Source organism: Comamonas koreensis (assembly GCF_014076495.1).
In the GTDB taxonomy this organism is placed as follows: domain Bacteria; phylum Pseudomonadota; class Gammaproteobacteria; order Burkholderiales; family Burkholderiaceae_C; genus Comamonas; species Comamonas squillarum.
The window spans coordinates 2,916,282-2,932,308 of sequence record NZ_CP043575.1; the positions used below are offsets into that span (position 1 = coordinate 2,916,282).

The following is a 16,027-nucleotide window of genomic DNA, read 5'->3' on the forward strand; positions in this document are numbered from 1 at the left end:
ACGACCAAGCGGTCGGCGTTAGCTGGCCGCTTTTTTCATGGCGGTTTCCAGCGGCTGCAGAATCAGCAGTGCGCGAAAATCGTTCACATTGGTGTGCGTGGGGCCGGTCACCACCAGATCGCCCAGTGGGCCAAAAAAGCCATAGCTGTCATTGCGGTCCTGGTAGGCAGAGGGCTTTTGCTGCAAGGCGGCGGCGCGGGCCAGGGTGTCGGGGGTCACCACGGCGCCTGCATTGTCTTCCACGCCATCAATGCCATCGGTATCAGCGGCCAGCGCCCATACGCCAGGCACGGCCTGCAGTGCCTGGGCCAGGCCCAGGCAGAACTCGCCGGCACGGCCGCCCCGGCCACGCGCAGCACCTTCGGCTGGTTGGCGCACCGTCACCGTGGTCTCACCGCCTGACAGAATCACGCAGGGCCGGGCAAAGGGCTGGCCATGCAGCGCCACAGCCCGCGCCAGCGCAGCATGCACTTTGGCCACCTCCCGGGATTCGCCTTCGATCTCGTCGCTCAGCACATGGCAGGCAATGCCCGCGTCACGCGCGGCAGCGGCTGCTGCTTGCAAGGACTGCTGCGGGGTGGCAATCAGCTGCACCTGGTGGCCGGCAAAGCGCGGGTCGCCGGGCTTGGGGGTTTCCAGCAAGCCGCTGTGCAGCGCCTCGCGCACCGGCTCAGGTACCGCAATCGCATAGCGCTCCAGGATTGCCAGCGCATCGGCGCAGGTGCTGGGGTCTGGCACTGTCGGGCCGCTGGCGATGATGGCCGGCGAATCACCCGGCACATCGCTGATCAGCAGGCTGACCACCTGCGCCGGATGGCAGGCTGCGCCCAGGCGCCCGCCCTTGATGCGCGAGAGGTGCTTGCGCACGCAGTTCATCTCGCCAATGTGGGCGCCGCTGTCGAGCAGCTCGCGGTTGATGCGCTGCTTGTCGGCAAGGGTCAGGCCCTCGGCCGGCAGGGTCAGCAATGCCGAGCCGCCGCCCGAGATCAGGCAAATCACCAGGTCATCGGCGCTGAGCCCTTCGGTCAAGGCCAGCATGCGCTGGGCCGCTTGCAGGCCGGCAGCATCGGGCACCGGGTGGGCCGCTTCCACCACCTCGATGCGCTGGACCAGGCCCGGCGGGCGCGGCGGAACATGCCCATAGCGGGTGACGACCAGGCCCGACAGCGGTGCCTGCGCGGGCCAGAGCTGCTCGAGCGCCTGCGCCATCGCCGCGCCGGCCTTGCCCGCGCCAACCACCAAGGTGCGGCCCTTGGGTACGGCTGGCAAATGCTTGCGCAGGCCTTCGAGCGGCAGCGCATCGCGCACGGCAACCCGGTACAGGTGCTGCAAAAACTGCAAGGGCTGCAGATGGGGCTCAGGCACGGGCTGGGCAGCATCGCTGCCATGCACATCGATCAGGTGGGCCGCAAAGGCCGCGGAGGCGGTAGAGGTCATGGGGGGAGCCTGTTCAAAGTCGCTGCAAGCGTCGCAGATATGGCCGGGTTTGCCAAGGCGCAGCTTGTCGCCCCTGCATGGGATGGTCGCTGCGCCCCCCGGGGTATGGGCAAGCAGCGATAATGCTGCCCTATGTCATCCCCCAAAGTGTTGTTCGGCTTCCATGCCGTTGGTGTGCGCATGAAGACTGCGCCCAAATCGATCATCGAAGTCTATTTCGAGTCCACGCGCCGCGACGCGCGCATGCGCCAATTTCTGGAGCGCGCCAAAGAGGCGGGGGTGCGGCTGATCGAGGCGGATGCACCACGCATCGCCAAGCTGGCGGGCTCGCATGGCCACCAGGGTGTGGCCGCGCGCGTCGAAGAGATCAAGGATACTCGCACCCTCGATGAGCTGCTCGACGACCTGGAAGAAGCCGGTGTCACCTCGCCGCTCTTGCTGGTGCTCGACGGTGTGACCGACCCGCACAACTTGGGTGCCTGCCTGCGCGTGGCTGATGGTGCCGGTGCCCATGCGGTGATTGCGCCCAAGGACCATGCAGTCGGCATCAATGCCACCGTGGCCAAGGTCGCCAGTGGCGCTGCCGAGACGGTACCGTACTTCATGGTGACCAACCTGGCGCGTACCTTGAAAGAGCTCAAGGAGCGCAATGTCTGGATCATCGGCACCAGCGACGACGCCCCCAACACGCTGTACCAGGTGGACCTCAAGGGCCCCGTGGCCCTGGTGCTGGGTGCCGAAGGCGATGGCATGCGCCAGCTCACCCGCAAGACCTGTGATGAGCTGATCGGCATCCCGATGATGGGCGCTGTCTCCAGCCTCAACGTGTCGGTGGCCAGCGGCGTGTGTCTGTATGAAGCGCTGCGCCAGCGCACGCCTGCAAAGGCCGGTTAAAACGCTGTTTCCGCTGGCTCACCGCGTGAGGCGCGGGGGCATCGAAAAAAGGCTGGACCCTAGCGGGCTCAGCCTTTTTGTTTTGTGCAGACCGCAGCGCGTGCGCGCAAGGGCGAGGGCGACTTAGTCGTCCAGCTTCTCGCGCAGCACCGCACCGGTTTCAGGGTGGATCTTCAGATCCACGCGGAAACCCTGGGCATTGATCGCATCGGCTTCCCAGATGCCGTCATCGAGCTCCAGGTCGTGGATGTGGGTGTAGCCCGCCTGGGTCAGCAGCTGCTGGATTTGCGCCGCGCTCAAGACCGCGCTGCCGGCCCCCGCGCCCGGCGTGGGAGCAGGCTGGCCGGGTTGGGACAGCACATCCAGGCTTACCGGGTGCAGCACCAGCTTTTGCTTAACGCCGTTGGCGCCGCGCACCTTGGCTTCCCAGAAGCCGTCGTCAAACTCTACTTCCTTGATCTGGCCGTAGCCCAGCGACTGCAGCTTGGCAGCGACCTGGCTGGCGCCGGGGTAGGTGCTGCCCAGCTCGGCCTTGCGCAGGGCCACCAGGCTGCCGTCGGCATCGCTCACCAGCACATAGGCGCGGCTGCCGTCTTGCTGGGTAGCCTTGGCAGTCCAGTAACCGTATTGCTTTTCCAGGTCTTGCGCTGCGACCAGGCCGCTGGCGCTGATGCTGTTGAGCACTTCCTGGGCGTTGTAGGCCTGGGCGGCAAACGGCAGGCTGGCAGCGATGCTGGCGGCACCCAGGATGCAGGCGATGGTGGTCTTCTTCATGGTTCAATCCCTTCAATGTGGTGACATGCAAACCAGCAGTTGGCTGATTCGTCATGGACTGAAGTATTGAAAACCTTGCCTAAACGCAGTGTGAAGCGACCGTTCATGGTCTGTTTAATCGTGCTTGTCATAATGCCTGCCATGGCGCAAATTCCCCCCCGCTTTTCTCGCATCGCTGCCTGGCCCCTGGCCTGCAGCTTGCTGCTGGGGGGCGCCAGCCAAGCGGCCGAGCATGACGCGGTACGTGCGGCGGTGGCCACTGGCCAGTACAAGCCCTTGTCCGCGATCCTGAGCGACATTGCCGCGAGCCAGGCCGGCCGCGTGGTGGATGTCGAGACCAAGCGCGGCCCCAAGGGCGAGCTGCGCTACGAGATCAAGCTGGTGGACAGCCAGGGCCTCAAGCAGGAGCTGCTGATCGACGCGGCCAGTGGCCAGACCGTGCAGCGCGTGGCCAAGGACCGCTCGCAGGCGCTGGGGATGCGGGAGCTGGCCCAGTACCTGGCCAAGCTGGCGCAGCAGCACGCCAGCCGCATCACCGATGTGGAGTTTGAGCGCGACAGCCAGGGCCGGGGCGTCTATGAAATCAAGCTCAGCGCCGACCAGCAAGGCTACCGCAAGCTGGTGATGGAGGCCGCGACCGGCCAAGTGCTGCCCCCCGCCCAGGCCAAGGCACGCAACCCGGCGCCGCTCAAGCGGGCTGACGAGGTATTGCAGGCGCTGGCACCGCGCTTCACGGGCCAGGTGCTCGAAGTGGAGCTGGAGCATGACGAGGGCCAGGGCTCTTATTACGAGATCGAACTGCTGCAGGGCAATGGCAGTACCTTGAAGCTCAAGGTGGATGCACGCAGCCTGCAGGTGCTCCAACAAAAGATGGAGGATTGAGCGCTGATGCGAATTCTGGTGGTCGAAGACGATGCGGAACTGGCCGCGCAAATGCAGCAGGCACTGGCGCGTGCCGGTTTCTCAGTGGATGTGGAAGCCGATGGCGATGCCGCATCGTTTGCCGGCAGCACCGAGCCCTACGACGCAGCCGTGCTGGACCTGGGCCTGCCCCAGCGCGATGGGCTGACGGTGTTGCGCGACTGGCGCGAGGCGGGTTGCCACTGGCCGGTGCTGATCCTGACGGCGCGCAACCGCTGGAGCGACAAGGTGGCCGGCTTTGGCGCCGGAGCTGACGACTACCTGACCAAGCCCTTCATGCTCGACGAGGTGGTGCTGCGCCTGCGTGCCATGCTGCGCCGCAGCACTGGCAGTGCGGCCACCGTGCTGCGCGCGGGCTGCCTGGAATACGACGTAACGGCCGGCCGCTTTTTGCAGGACGGCCAGGGTTTGCAGCTGACGGCGCAGGAGCATAAGATTCTGGCCTATTTGATGCACCACCCCAACCGGGTGCTCACGCGCACCGAGATCAGCGAGCATGTCTATGCCCGAGATCTGGACCCGGACTCCAACACGCTTGATGTGCTGATCGGCCGCATACGGCGCAAGCTGCGCCAGTCCGATCTGCTGGTGACCGAGCGCGGCCAGGGTTTTCGGCTGAACGCGCCCAGCTAGCTGCTGCTGTAGCCCCGCCGCACCATGGCCTTCCCTCCCAGTTCTGTCCACGAGCGGCCGCCCGCGCGGCGCTCACCTGCGCGGCGCTGGTCGCTGGCTGCGCGCATGGCCGCCCTGGTCATCGTGCCCAGTTTGCTGGTGATGGGGCTGGGCGGCTGGTGGCTGCGTTATGAGGTGCATGCCAGCTTGCTGGGCAGCATGTCGCGCAGCCTGGAGGAAAAATCCGAGCGCATCCACGCGCGCCTGGCGCTGCTGCCCGATGGCCGGGTGCAAGAGGCGGCGGGCGGCAGCGACGAGTTCAGCGCCATTTTCTCGGGCTGGTACTGGCAGTTGCAGGGCCAGGCGCGCGCGCCCCTGCGAACAGCCGCAGAGCCGGTGGTGCTGGCGCGCTCCCGCTCGCTGTGGGACCAGCCCGACCTGGTGGTGAGCCCAGCCCGGCTGTGGGGCAGCGAACGCTTGCAGCAGGCCCGGGGCCCGCAGCAGGAGCCGCTTTTGGTACAGCATTTTTCGGTGCAGCTGGCAGCGGGCGCCGCGCCGATGCACTTGCAGGTCTTTGGCCCGGCTCAGCCGCTGATGGCCAGCCTGCGCCGCATTGACCAGATTTTGGGAATCACTAGCGCCATGCTGATCCTGCTGATTGGCGCGCTGGTCTGGCTGCAGCTGCGCGTGGGCCTGGCGCCGCTCAAGCGTCTGGTCGGTGTGATTGCCGGCCTGGACAAGCCGCTGCCAGGCGCTGCGCCCGCCACCGAGCAGATTGCGCAGCTGCCGCTGGGTGCCGATCTGCAGCCCTTGCAGCAGGAGCTGGCCGCCTTGCTCGCGCGCAATACCCAGGTGGTGGAGCGATCACGCTCGCATGCAGCCGACCTCAACCATGCGCTGAAAAAACCCTTGTCGCTGCTGATGGCCCATGCCGGCAGCGGTGCAGCCCTGCCGGCGGACCTGGTGCTGCAGCAGACCACGGCGATGGCGCGGCTGATTGACCGCTACCAGGCCCGTACCTTCAGCGATGCCACCCTGGTGCATGGGCCAAGCGCCGGCTTGCCTGTGGATGTGCTGGCCTGCGCGCGGCAGATGCTGGCGATGCTGCGCCAACTGCACCAGGCCAGCGACCTGGACTGGCAACTGGTGGAGGAGGGTGTCGCGCTGTGGTGGCGGGGCGAGCGCGCCGATCTGGAAGAGCTGCTGGGCAATCTGCTGGACAACGCGGGCAAATGGGCAGCCTCCCAGGTGCGCCTGACGGTGTATGGCAGCGCCACCCAAGGCCTGGTGCTGCAGGTGGAGGACGACGGCCCTGGCATGACGGCCGCACAAATGCAGGCAGCCGGCGCGCGGGGCCAGCGCTTTGATGAGACGGTTGATGGCACGGGCCTGGGCCTGTCGATTACCCAGCAAATCGTGCAAGGCTACGAAGGCCGGTTGCAATGGCGCAAGAGCGAGGCCTTGAAGGGGCTGCTGGTGCGCGTGGAGATGGCCGGCGTAGTGGCCTGATACGGCGCAGCGGCTCTAGGTGGGCTTGGTGGCCTTGGTGGCCTTATCAAGTCCCCAGCTGCACGACCGGCATGAATCCGCCAAAGATCATGCGCTTGGCATCAAACGGCATGTTGGCCGGTTGCATGTCCGCCAGGCGCGGGTCGGCCATCACCGCGGCATTGATGCGGTCGCGCTCGGCGCGCGAGGTGTAGACGATCCAGGAAAAGCAAGCGACCTCGTCCGCCTGTAGCTTGACCGCCATCGGAAACGAGGTGACTTCACCATCGGGCACATCGTCGCCCATACATTCCCAGTACTGCAGTGCGCCGTGCTCCATCCAGACCTTGCCGGCCGCCTCGGCCATGGCTCGGTAGGCGTCGAGCTTGGCGCGGGGCACGGGCAGTACAAATCCATCGACATAAGGCATGGTAGTCTCCTGGGCGCTCGAGCGGCGCTGTTATGGGTGGGCGCTACATCGCAGCGCGAGGACGCAACTACAAGCTGGCAGCCAGCGCCACGAGCTGGTCGGTGGCCACGCCCCAACCGGTGTGGAATCCCATCGCCTCGTGCTGCTTGCGGGTCTCTTCGCTCCAATGGCGCACGGTGGCGGTGTAGCGGGTCAGGCCCGCTTCGGGCTCAAACTCGATGATGGCCGTCATGAACGGTTTGGCGCTGGGCACCCAGCCAGCGGTGTAGGCATCGGTAAAGACCAGCCTGAGGTTGGGTACTACCTCCAGGTACACGCCGGCATTGGGGTACTCGTTGCCTTGCGGGTCGCGCATGACAATCTGGCTGCCGCCGCCCACACGCACATCCACTTGGGCGCTGGCAATGGTCCAGGGCTTGGGTACAAACCACTCGGTGAGCAGGGCGGGCTCGGTCCAGCAGCGGTAGAGCGTGGCGGCGGGGGCATGGATCAGGCGGCTGAGCACCAGATCCTGGGGATGGGGTTGTAGAGACATAGGGTGTGGCTCGGTGCAGGTGGTGTGCGGTTGTGCGGTGAGGAGACGAGGGCCTTATGCAGCGGGCTGCGTCTGGACGTTCACCATCCACGGGGTGCCAAAACGGTCGGTCACCATGCCAAAACCGGGCGACCAGAAGGTGGCTGAAAAGGGCATGGCCACCTGGCCACCGTCAGCCAGACCGTTGAAGATGCGCTCGCCATCTGCTGCGGAATCGACACCGATGGACACCCACATGCCTTGGGGTTTGAGATAGCCGCCACCACAGGTCTCGGCGCTGGCGCCAGGCATCGCAGGCATCGTGTCCGAGGCCATGATCGCCTGGCTGCCTACTTGCAGGTGGGCATGCATCAGGCGCGACTGCGCCTCAGGCGGGAGCGGTGGCATGCCTTCGCCAGGCGGCATGTCGCTAAAGCGCATCTGGTGCATGATCTGGCCGCCAAACAGCTGGGCGTAAAAGGCCATGGCTTCGGCGCAATCGCCATCAAAGTTCAGATAGGGGATGAATTGCATTCTTGTCTCCTCGTCGTGGGTCAGCCATTCTGGGCTCGGCCCGTCCATCGTGTCCATCTCCAAATCGTGATGACAGTTTCTGAATGTAAGTCGCTCAATCGGCGCCCTGCGCAGTGATGCTGGACTGTGGCGCTGGAACGCAAGCCTTGCCGTATGCTAGGCAGCTGCTTTTCACCGCACCTTCTATGTCATTTGATCCCTTGGATACCTGCGCAGCGCTGCCGCTTGCCGATACAGAAATTGCCAGCCTGCGACAGCGCTTGCACAATGCGCGGCATCTGCTGGTGTTGACGGGGGCGGGGGCCAGTGCGGAGTCGGGCGTGCCGACGTTTCGTGATGCACAGACGGGCTACTGGGCGCAGTTCAGCCCTGAGGAGATGGCCAGCGAAGCGGGCTTTCTGGCCCATCCGCAGCGGGTCTGGGACTGGTACCAGTACCGCCGCGATCTGGTGCGGCAGGTGATGCCCAATGCCGGCCATGTGGCGCTGGCCCAATGGCAGGCGCGCCACCCCGGCCGGATGACCCTGGTCACGCAGAACGTCGATGGCCTGCACCAGCGTGCCGGCAGTACGCCAGTGCTGTGCCTGCATGGCAATCTGATGGACAACCGCTGGCTGCTGCCGCCCAAGCCCTGCTGCGATGCCCGCTTTACCGAAGGCGATGCGCCGCCGCAATGCCCTGGTTGCGGCAATTACCTGCGCCCGGCTGTGGTCTGGTTTGGCGAGGCCTTGCCCCATGCCGAGCTGCAGCAGGCGCAAGACGCCGCCAAGGCCTGTGACCTGATGCTGGTGATTGGCACCTCCGGCCATGTCTACCCGGCGGCTGGCCTGGCCCATATCGCCGCCCGGGGCGGCGCGCATGTGGTGGTCATCAACCCCGAGCCCACCGCGCTTGACGGGGTGGCCGACCGCTGCTGGCGCCTGCCTTCGGCGCAAATTTTGCCGATTCTGCTGGCCTAGGCTTGTCGCCAGCCTTCGCTCAAGCTTCGGCGCTGGCGGCGTTGAGCGTGGCCATCGCATCGGCATCGAGCTGCAATTGGCTGGCGCGGATCAGCGACTGCAGCTGCTCGAGGTTGCTGGCGCTGGCAATCGGCGAGGCAATGGCCGGCTGGCGCATGACCCAGGCCACGGCCACCTCGCCCATCGGGGCGCCCGTGCGGCTGCTCACCTGTTCGAGCGCGGCCAGAATGCGCAAGCCCCGGTCGTTCAGATACAGCTGGGTGGTCTTGGCGCCGCGCGGGCTTTTGCTCGCGTCCTCGGCCTTGCGGTATTTGCCGGTCAAAAAGCCGGCAGCCAGGCTGTAGAAGTTGATGACGCCCACGCCCTGCGCAACGCACAGCGGCTGCAACTCTTGCTCGAACACGGCACGGTCATAGAGGTTGAAAAGCGGCTGTAGGCTCTCATAACGCGCCAGGCCATGCTGCTCGCTGGTCTGCAGCGCCTCTGCCAGGCGCGCTGCGCTGTAGTTGCTGGCGCCCACGGCACGCACCTTGCCCTCGGCGATCAGCTCGCCAAAGGTGCCCATCACATCGGCCAGCGGTACCTGCGCGTCGTCGTCATGCGATTGGTAGAGGTCGATGTAATCGGTCTGCAGGCGCTGCAGAGAGGCGTCGACCGCCTGGCGGATGTACTCCGGGCGCAGGCCGACCTTGCCTTCGCCCATATCCTTGCCGACCTTGGTGGCCAACACCACCTGCGCGCGCTTGCCCGAGCTGCGCAGCCATTTGCCGAGCAAGCGCTCCGATTCACCGCCGCTGTGGCCAGGCGCCCAGCGCGAGTACACGTCAGCGGTATCGACAAAGTTCATGCCGGCATCCAGCCAGGCATCGAGTAGGTGAAAGCTGGTGGCCTCGTCAGCCGTCCAGCCAAATACATTGCCGCCCAGGCACAGCGGCGAGACTTGCAGGGCGGATCGACCCAGGGAGCGCAGGGATGTTGTCATCGTTTGAAGAGGGGTTAGGGCCCAGCAGGGCGGTGCAAACATTATGCGGCGCGGGCTGGCGCGGCGCCACCCGTTGATGCAGCGCAAACCGCTTGCAACTGCCGCATAGGTGGCAGTGCTGCAGGGCCTGCCAGGTTTGCCGGGCCCTGCGTTTTAGAGTAAGTTATGCATGCAACAACAAAAAGGAGTGACGCTATGTTCAAACATATTCTGGTGCCGGTCGATGGGTCTGCCACCTCCATGCTCGCGGTCAACAAGGCCGCCGGTCTTGCCAAGGCCTTTGGCAGCCAGGTCACTGCGGTGTATGTGATCGATCCCTATCCCTTCACCGGCGTGGGCGCCGATTTTGCCTATGGCCAGGCGCAGTACCTGTCTGCTGCCACTGCCGATGCGCACACCGCGTTGGACGCGGTCAAAACTGCGATGGAGCAGGCCGGTATTCCTGTGGACACCGTCATGGGCGAAGGCCACTCCGTACACGACGGGGTGATGGAAGCGGTCAAAACCACCGGCGCCGACCTCATTGTGATGGGCTCGCACGGCCGCAAGGGCCTGGAAAAGCTGGTGCTGGGCAGCGTGACCCAGCGCGTGCTGAGCGACAGCCTGATCCCCGTGCTGGTCGTTCGCCAGTAATGTCAGCGACGGCACCCGGCTTGGTGCCGTTTTCGTTGAGTGGATGGCTACCGGGCAGCGCTGCGGCGCTGCCCAAAGTTGTGCAGCACGCAATGCTTTTGTGACCGCCGTAAGCTCGCCCGCTTGACGGAGTTTTACATGCAGTCCTTTCCTCCTCCTTATTGTGATGCCGACCAGGTGGACGGCACTTTGCGCGCCTATGGCTATGCGGTGCTCAGCCCCGCCGCCGTGGCGCAGTGGGCAGCCTGCCCGCCCGATGACCTGGCAGCGCTCGGCAGCCACTGGGAGGCCATGCCCCATGATGCCTACCTCAAAGACGGCGGGCGCTACCGCAAGCGCCGCCATTCCTGCTATGTGGTGCAGGATGACCAGGTTGAGTCCGTAGCCCACCGTGCCCATTGGCAGCCGGTGGAGTACAACGCCTTGCATGGCGGCATGCAGCGCTGGTTTGAGCCCGTCGCAGCCAGCACCCAGGCGCTGCCCGCCTGGCGCCAGATCATGCGTGCGCTGGGTCACACGGCGCAGGCACTGTTTCCCAGTGCGGAGCACGCGCCCTGGTATACCGAGGCCCACCAGTTCCGCATCGACACCGCCGAGGGCATTGGCCGGCCCACCCCCGAAGGTGCGCACCGCGATGGCGTGGATCTGGTGGCGGTGTTTTTGGTGGCACGCGAGGGCATCAAAGGCGGGGAGACGCGGGTGTTCGACGCCCAGGGCCCGCAAGGCCTGCGCTTTACGCTCACCGAGCCCTGGTCGCTGATGCTGCTCGACGACGCCCGGATGATCCATGAGAGCACGCCGATCCAGCCGCTGGGCGATGCCCCCGGCCACCGCGATACCTTGGTGGTGACCTTGCGCCGCCAGGCCTTCCAGGGCGACGGTGCCTGAGCGCTGGCATTGCCATTGATCACCATCGGCCCATTGGCCTGGTCATAAAAAAAGGGCACCTGCGAGGTGCCCTTGCCGTATCCCAGCCCTGGGGCTTACTGGATGGTCGCGCCCGAGGCTTCAACAATGGCCTTAGCGTCCTGGAAGTCCTTGTGGAAGAACTTGTCAAAGTCCGATACGGACATGGCCTGGGGCTCGGCGCCTTGGGCCAGGATGGAATCCTGCACTTCCTTTTGGCCCAGTAGCTTGTTGACCTCGGTGTTGAGCTTGCTGACGATGGGGGCGGGCAGGTTCTTGGGGCCAAACAGGCCATACCAGGTGCTCACATCAAAGCCCTTCATGCCCAGTTCCGCAACGGTAGGCACATCGGGCAGCGAGCTGCTGCGCTTGGCCGAGGTAACAGCCAGCGGACGCAGCTTGCCGGCCTTGATCTGGCCAATGGCCGAGGGCACGGACGACACCAGCAGATCGACATTGCCGGACAAGGTGTCGAGCAGCGCGGGGTTGGAGCCCTTGTACGGCACGTGGGTCAGCTTGACGCCGGCCGCCTTCTCAAACAGCACGCCAGCGATATGGATGCTGGTGCCATTGCCGGGCGAGCCGTAGGTGATCTTGCCGGGGTCGGCCTTGGCGGCGGCGATCACATCGTTCAAGGTCTTGAACTTGCTGTTTTCCGAGGTGGCAATGATGACCGGCGAGTAGGCCACATGGGCAATGGGCGTCAAGTCCTTGGCGGGGTTCCAGGGCAGGCCCTTGTACAGGTAGTAGCCCAGCACCACGTTGTCCTTCTGGCCCATGACGATGTCATAGCCCGTTGGCTGGGCCTTGGCGACTTCGCTGATACCGATGGTGCCGCCCGCGCCGGCCCGGTTGTCAGCGACCACCGTCCAGTGGTTCTGTTCGCTGAGCTTTTGCGCGATGATGCGCGAGAGAATATCGGTGCCACCGCCTGGTGGGAAGGGCACGACCATGCGCACCGGCTTGCTGCCGGGGTAGTCCGTCGCCGAGCCCTGGGCCATGGCACCCGAAGCGGCCCCCACCGTCAGCGCCACGGCGGCGCATTGCAGAATGTGTTTCATCATCTTGTTGTCTCCTTGAGGGTCACACCTTCGCATGGCTTTCGCACAGTCGGCCAAGGAGGTAGTTGCATAAACAGTCAAAGGGGTGATGATGTATGCCATCACGCCAGGTGGCATATTCTAGGGGCTGTGGTGTGGAGCGATGGAGCGCAGGCGAAAAACAGAGCCTGCCGCCAATGGCCCAGGCTTGGGGCGTATCTAGATGACAACAGAAGGATCGACTATGAAAGCAAAATTCGTGGGGGCGTTGGCCTCGGTGGTGATGGGCTGCGCGGCGCTGGTCAGCCTGCCCAGCCAGGCGGCGCTGGCTGTTGGTGCCCAGGCACCGATGTTCAGCACACAGTCGGCACTGGCCGGCAAGGTGCAGCGCTTTGACATGGCCGAGGCCTTGAAGCGCGGCCCCGTCGTCCTGTACTTCTTCCCCAAGGCCTTCAGCCAGGGCTGCACGATCGAGGCCCATGCCTTTGCCGAGGCCACGCCGAGCTTTGCGGCCTCCGGCGCGCAGGTCGTCGGTATCTCGCATGACGACATTGCCACGATGCAGCGCTTCTCCAGCGAGGCCTGCCGTAACCAGTTCAGCGTCGCCTCCGACCCCGATGCCAAGGCCATCCAGGCCTATGACGCAGGCTCCGCCGCACGGCCGGGCACCGCTTCACGCATCTCCTACGTGATTGCACCTGACGGCAAGGTGATCTATGCGCATGAGGGCAGCGATCCGCTCGAGCATGTGCAGCAGACCTTGAAGGCGGTGCAGGCCTGGAAGGCGCGCCAGAAGTCTTGAGCCACTTTTTCATGGCGCGGTGGCAGTGTCTGGGCTTGCCAGCCATGTTGCTGGCAGGTGCCCACGATGGCGCCGATCGCCTATGATCGCCTGATGCTGGCAAGTCTGCTTCAACCCCAATGGCCCCACCGGACCTGGCGCACGGCGCGCCGCTGGGCGGTGGCCTGGTGGCGTATTTTTTACCTGGGTGCGGTCGTGCTGGTGATGCTGATGTCGCCCACCAGCTACGGCCCGCAGACCCGCGCGCGGCTGATGCGCCGCATGTATGTCGACACCGCGCCCATCCTGCTGGGCTTTACCGCGTTGGCCGCCTTGCTGTGCCTGGTGGTGGCGCGGATCGTCTTTGTAACCGCCACGAGCTATGGCCTCTCGCGCGTCGCTGTCGAGATGGTCATCCGCGTGCTGGTGCTCGAGCTCATCCCGCTGACGGCGGCCTTGTTTGTCGCGATGCGCTGCTCGATTCCGGCAGGTGCGCAACTGACCAAGTTGCGCGAGGCGGGGCATTTTGAGCGCCTGCGCGAGCACGGCTATGACCCTGTGCGCACGGAGATGCTGCCCCTGGTGGTCGCCAGCATGTATGCCTCGATCACGCTGGCTGCGCTGTCCTGTGTGGTTTCGCTGGTCATGGTCTACCTCAGCGTCTATGGGCTGAGCTGGGTCGGTTTTGACCTGTACACGCGCATGTTTGCCAGCGTGTTCACGCCCATGGTGACCTGGTTGTTTGGCCTCAAAACCCTGCTGTTTGGTCTGGCCGTTGCACTCATACCCACCGCATCGGCCATGTACCGGCCCTACGGCACGCGCCAGGATGAGGTTCTGGGCCCCGATTCGGACCTCAGTGGCCTTGCGCGCATGTTTGCCATCTTGCTGCTCATCGAGGTGGCGTCGTTGCTGGGCAATTATTACTAGGGCGTCAAGCTTGGCAGTGGAGCGAACAGGTCGGCCCGCCATGACAGGCTTTTGGGGTGCTGCTCGGCGCCCTGGCTGCGCAGGATTTAAAATAGCCGATTGCCCGCAGGCGCTGCCTCTGCCTGTGTGGGCCACCACATTCGAGGGCCACGCCTTGGCCGCGCAACCACCATGACTGATTCTCTACCCACAGCCCCTGGCGCATGTCCGTTGCGCCGATGATGGAGCGGACAGGCAAACGAAAAAAATCCCCATAAGTACAAAGACTTATGGGGATTCTCTTTTTCGATGTTGCTTTATTGTTGCACCCGTTCGCCATTTAGCTGCTTCGATTCCTTTACACCGGCTGCTCGTTGAGCATCGATGTAGGTGGCCAGATCAGTGAGATGGATGCCCTTTGCCCCCTTCTGTGAATTGGGCTCGATGCGGATCAAAGGGAGCTTGATTTCGCCCGCTGCGATCTTGCGCAGGAACTTTTGCGTTCCCAGGTGCGGGAAGTAGTCCTTGACTACTTGATCAAGCGGAATCACCGCCATGGCGTTGTACTGAGCCATGAGCAGAAATGCCGTATTAGATGGTGGGTGACATGTTGCGCAAGGCGCTAGGCAAGCTGGGCAGGGAGGAAAAACCATTGCTGCATTCCGACCAGGGCTGGCAGTACCAAAGTCGTGCCTATCGCCGCTTGCTGGCCGATCATGGCCTGGTGCAAAGCATGTCACGTCGGGGCAATTGCTTGGATAACGCAGCGATGGAGAGCTTCTTCGGAACCTTGAAGTCCGAGTTCTTCCACCTCAACAAGTTCAGCAGTGTGGCGCAGCTTCAAGAAGGTCTTCACCACTACATCCATTACTACAATCACCAACGCATCAAGCTAAAACTAAAAGGCCTGAGTCCGGTGCAATACCGGATTCAGGCCTTCAGTCCCTAGCTTCCAACTGTCCAACTTCTTGGGGTCAGTTCACTAGGCGGGTTTGCTGTTTAAGACGGTGGTGATTCAGTGATCACCACCTTTTTTGGAAAAATGCGCGCATCTCGTTGGAGTGCTTGGCATCATGAATAAATGGCGGCACTGACACCGCGAGCAGTAGCGCGGCCAGCGGCACCACACAGAAAAACCCGATGTAGCTGAAGCCAACTGCGCCCGTAATGCTTCCCAGCACGAACATGCCAATCAGACCAGCAGAGGCACGCATGCGCACCCAGTTATGCTGCACACGGTTTGTTGGAACCCTACAAGCAGTGCCACTACGCTTCCAAAAGAATAGCTTGCCCAATTCCATTCCCAGGTCCGTGAAGTTCCCAGTCATATGGGTTGTGCGAATGCTTCCACCAGAGGTCTTTGAGCCCACAGCGTTTTGAAGTCCCATCATGAATGAGAGCAGCAGAACCGTGATGGGAACAGCGAATGGCGTGTTCCAGGAGAGGGTGACAGCGCCCATCAGACCGAAGGGCAAGAGCATCAATGCCTCCAGCATTAGCGGCAGCGCGTAAACGCTGTAGAGATGCTTTTCTCGACCCCAGTTCACCAAAACAGCACAGACGGCTGCGCCGGTCATGAAGGACAAGATGGCGCCCAGCGCATTCAGAAGCATCTTCATGTTTTCCAGGACCAGGCCATCAGCTATCTGTGACGCGAATCCTGTCATGTGCGAGGTGTACATGTGCAGGACTAGAAAGCCACCCGCATTAACTGCACCAGCGTTGAAAGCCAGTAACCATCCAAGAGCCAAGTTGGTGGAATTTGCTCGATGTCGGTTTGTCAGGTGTCGAATTCTTCTCATCAAAAATGCTCCCTGAACCAAGATGCCATATATGCCAGTGACCGACTCGGAAAAGTGACTTGGTCACGAAGGTTGCTTCACATCGATAGCATAGACCCGCACAGGTTTAGGGCCGAAGTGCGGGTGGATGATCGTCTTCACCATGAAGCCGCGCCAAGGAGTTATCAGGCACCGAGCAAGATCGTCGCGGGCGGGGTAGCCCGAGGTCAGGATGATCCGGTCATACGCGCGGTCCTCCAGGCGCTTGGCCCAGTATGGTGTGCACAAGCGGAATTCCTCGAGCTTGGTGCCGTCGCGTATGGCCTCGAAGTATTGGCGCTTGAGCGGTAAGTGCAGGGTGGTCATGGTGCAACCTTGGTTAGGTTTCGTGTGTTTTCCAAAGGAATTTGCATAAAAGCAAAGATGTAATTC

General features: G+C 63.6%; 19 protein-coding genes and 1 pseudogene. 10 read left to right on the forward strand and 10 right to left on the reverse strand.

Annotated elements, in window-relative coordinates:
* Positions 1–18: 18 nt before the first annotated feature.
* Positions 19–1,437, reverse strand: a complete 1,419-nt coding sequence (locus tag F0Q04_RS13180) for a glycerate kinase type-2 family protein (RefSeq protein WP_116925576.1) — start codon at positions 1,435–1,437, stop codon at positions 19–21.
* Positions 1,438–1,569: 132 nt separating this feature from the next.
* Here F0Q04_RS13180 and rlmB point away from each other — a divergent pair, with 132 nt between their 5' ends.
* Positions 1,570–2,331 carry a 23S rRNA (guanosine(2251)-2'-O)-methyltransferase RlmB gene (gene rlmB / locus F0Q04_RS13185; RefSeq protein WP_116925577.1) on the forward strand — a complete coding sequence of 254 codons (762 nt, stop codon included), beginning with the start codon at positions 1,570–1,572 and terminating at the stop codon, positions 2,329–2,331.
* A gap of 123 nt (positions 2,332–2,454) precedes the next feature.
* Here rlmB and F0Q04_RS13190 read toward each other — a convergent pair whose 3' ends face one another.
* Positions 2,455–3,105, reverse strand: a complete 651-nt coding sequence (locus F0Q04_RS13190; protein ID WP_116925578.1) for a PepSY domain-containing protein — start codon at positions 3,103–3,105, stop codon at positions 2,455–2,457.
* A 141-nt stretch (positions 3,106–3,246) separates the two neighbouring features.
* On the opposite strand from F0Q04_RS13190, the gene F0Q04_RS13195 reads away from it, so the two are divergent.
* Genes F0Q04_RS13195 through F0Q04_RS13205 form a run of 3 tightly spaced genes read left to right on the forward strand, consistent with a single transcriptional unit; the run spans position 3,247 to position 6,147 of the window.
* The gene (locus tag F0Q04_RS13195) at positions 3,247–3,987 is read left to right on the forward strand and encodes a PepSY domain-containing protein (protein ID WP_182341162.1); all 741 of its coding nucleotides are present in this window, start codon (positions 3,247–3,249) and stop codon (positions 3,985–3,987) included.
* Positions 3,988–3,993: 6 nt separating this feature from the next.
* Positions 3,994–4,659 (forward strand): response regulator transcription factor, encoded by a 666-nt coding sequence (locus F0Q04_RS13200; RefSeq protein ID WP_182341163.1) that lies wholly within the window; start codon positions 3,994–3,996, stop codon positions 4,657–4,659.
* Between the two features lie 24 nt (positions 4,660–4,683).
* Positions 4,684–6,147, forward strand: coding sequence for a sensor histidine kinase (locus tag F0Q04_RS13205; protein ID WP_182341165.1), 1,464 nt, complete (start codon positions 4,684–4,686; stop codon positions 6,145–6,147).
* Between the two features lie 46 nt (positions 6,148–6,193).
* On the opposite strand, the gene F0Q04_RS13210 is transcribed toward F0Q04_RS13205, so the two are convergent.
* From F0Q04_RS13210 to F0Q04_RS13220, 3 genes are all read right to left on the reverse strand, one after another.
* Positions 6,194–6,556 carry a DUF1428 domain-containing protein gene (locus F0Q04_RS13210; RefSeq protein WP_182341167.1) on the reverse strand — a complete coding sequence of 121 codons (363 nt, stop codon included), beginning with the start codon at positions 6,554–6,556 and terminating at the stop codon, positions 6,194–6,196.
* A 67-nt stretch (positions 6,557–6,623) separates the two neighbouring features.
* The gene (locus F0Q04_RS13215; RefSeq protein WP_182341169.1) at positions 6,624–7,091 is read right to left on the reverse strand and encodes an SRPBCC family protein; all 468 of its coding nucleotides are present in this window, start codon (positions 7,089–7,091) and stop codon (positions 6,624–6,626) included.
* 54 nt (positions 7,092–7,145) lie between these two features.
* Positions 7,146–7,604 (reverse strand): VOC family protein, encoded by a 459-nt coding sequence (locus F0Q04_RS13220; protein WP_182341171.1) that lies wholly within the window; start codon positions 7,602–7,604, stop codon positions 7,146–7,148.
* A 185-nt stretch (positions 7,605–7,789) separates the two neighbouring features.
* Between F0Q04_RS13220 and F0Q04_RS13225 the strand changes: the two genes are divergently transcribed.
* Positions 7,790–8,563: an SIR2 family NAD-dependent protein deacylase gene (locus F0Q04_RS13225; protein WP_182341172.1), complete on the forward strand. Its 774-nt coding sequence runs from the start codon at positions 7,790–7,792 to the stop codon at positions 8,561–8,563.
* A gap of 19 nt (positions 8,564–8,582) precedes the next feature.
* Here the strand turns inward: F0Q04_RS13225 and F0Q04_RS13230 are convergent, their stop codons facing one another.
* Positions 8,583–9,545 carry an aldo/keto reductase gene (locus F0Q04_RS13230; RefSeq protein WP_182341174.1) on the reverse strand — a complete coding sequence of 321 codons (963 nt, stop codon included), beginning with the start codon at positions 9,543–9,545 and terminating at the stop codon, positions 8,583–8,585.
* A gap of 195 nt (positions 9,546–9,740) precedes the next feature.
* On the opposite strand from F0Q04_RS13230, the gene F0Q04_RS13235 reads away from it, so the two are divergent.
* Positions 9,741–10,178 carry a universal stress protein gene (locus F0Q04_RS13235; RefSeq protein WP_021028467.1) on the forward strand — a complete coding sequence of 146 codons (438 nt, stop codon included), beginning with the start codon at positions 9,741–9,743 and terminating at the stop codon, positions 10,176–10,178.
* Positions 10,179–10,316: 138 nt separating this feature from the next.
* Entirely contained in the window at positions 10,317–11,066 is a 750-nt protein-coding gene (locus F0Q04_RS13240; protein ID WP_182341177.1) for a 2OG-Fe dioxygenase family protein, read from the forward strand.
* A 95-nt stretch (positions 11,067–11,161) separates the two neighbouring features.
* Here F0Q04_RS13240 and F0Q04_RS13245 read toward each other — a convergent pair whose 3' ends face one another.
* Positions 11,162–12,148: a Bug family tripartite tricarboxylate transporter substrate binding protein gene (locus F0Q04_RS13245; protein ID WP_116925586.1), complete on the reverse strand. Its 987-nt coding sequence runs from the start codon at positions 12,146–12,148 to the stop codon at positions 11,162–11,164.
* 220 nt (positions 12,149–12,368) lie between these two features.
* On the opposite strand from F0Q04_RS13245, the gene F0Q04_RS13250 reads away from it, so the two are divergent.
* Together F0Q04_RS13250 and F0Q04_RS13255 are read left to right on the forward strand one after the other, a co-directional pair.
* Positions 12,369–12,926 carry a peroxiredoxin gene (locus F0Q04_RS13250; RefSeq protein ID WP_182341180.1) on the forward strand — a complete coding sequence of 186 codons (558 nt, stop codon included), beginning with the start codon at positions 12,369–12,371 and terminating at the stop codon, positions 12,924–12,926.
* A 93-nt stretch (positions 12,927–13,019) separates the two neighbouring features.
* Positions 13,020–13,835 carry an MlaE family ABC transporter permease gene (locus tag F0Q04_RS13255; RefSeq protein ID WP_116925758.1) on the forward strand — a complete coding sequence of 272 codons (816 nt, stop codon included), beginning with the start codon at positions 13,020–13,022 and terminating at the stop codon, positions 13,833–13,835.
* Positions 13,836–14,131: 296 nt separating this feature from the next.
* On the opposite strand, the gene F0Q04_RS13260 is transcribed toward F0Q04_RS13255, so the two are convergent.
* Complete coding sequence (locus tag F0Q04_RS13260; RefSeq protein ID WP_182341184.1) at positions 14,132–14,467, reverse strand: pyocin activator PrtN family protein; 336 nt, start codon at positions 14,465–14,467, stop codon at positions 14,132–14,134.
* Here F0Q04_RS13260 and F0Q04_RS13265 point away from each other — a divergent pair.
* A pseudogene (locus F0Q04_RS13265) lies at positions 14,410–14,763 on the forward strand (IS3 family transposase); the annotation flags it as partial. The gene F0Q04_RS13260 and the pseudogene F0Q04_RS13265 sit on opposite strands and share 58 nt — an antisense overlap.
* A gap of 73 nt (positions 14,764–14,836) precedes the next feature.
* Here the strand turns inward: F0Q04_RS13265 and F0Q04_RS13270 are convergent.
* Both F0Q04_RS13270 and F0Q04_RS13275 read right to left on the reverse strand, forming a co-directional pair.
* Entirely contained in the window at positions 14,837–15,616 is a 780-nt protein-coding gene (locus tag F0Q04_RS13270; RefSeq protein ID WP_116925588.1) for a YoaK family protein, read from the reverse strand.
* Positions 15,617–15,679: 63 nt separating this feature from the next.
* On the reverse strand, positions 15,680–15,961 hold the full coding sequence (locus F0Q04_RS13275; protein ID WP_182341187.1) for an ASCH domain-containing protein: 282 nt from the start codon (positions 15,959–15,961) through the stop codon (positions 15,680–15,682).
* Positions 15,962–16,027 lie beyond the last annotated feature (66 nt).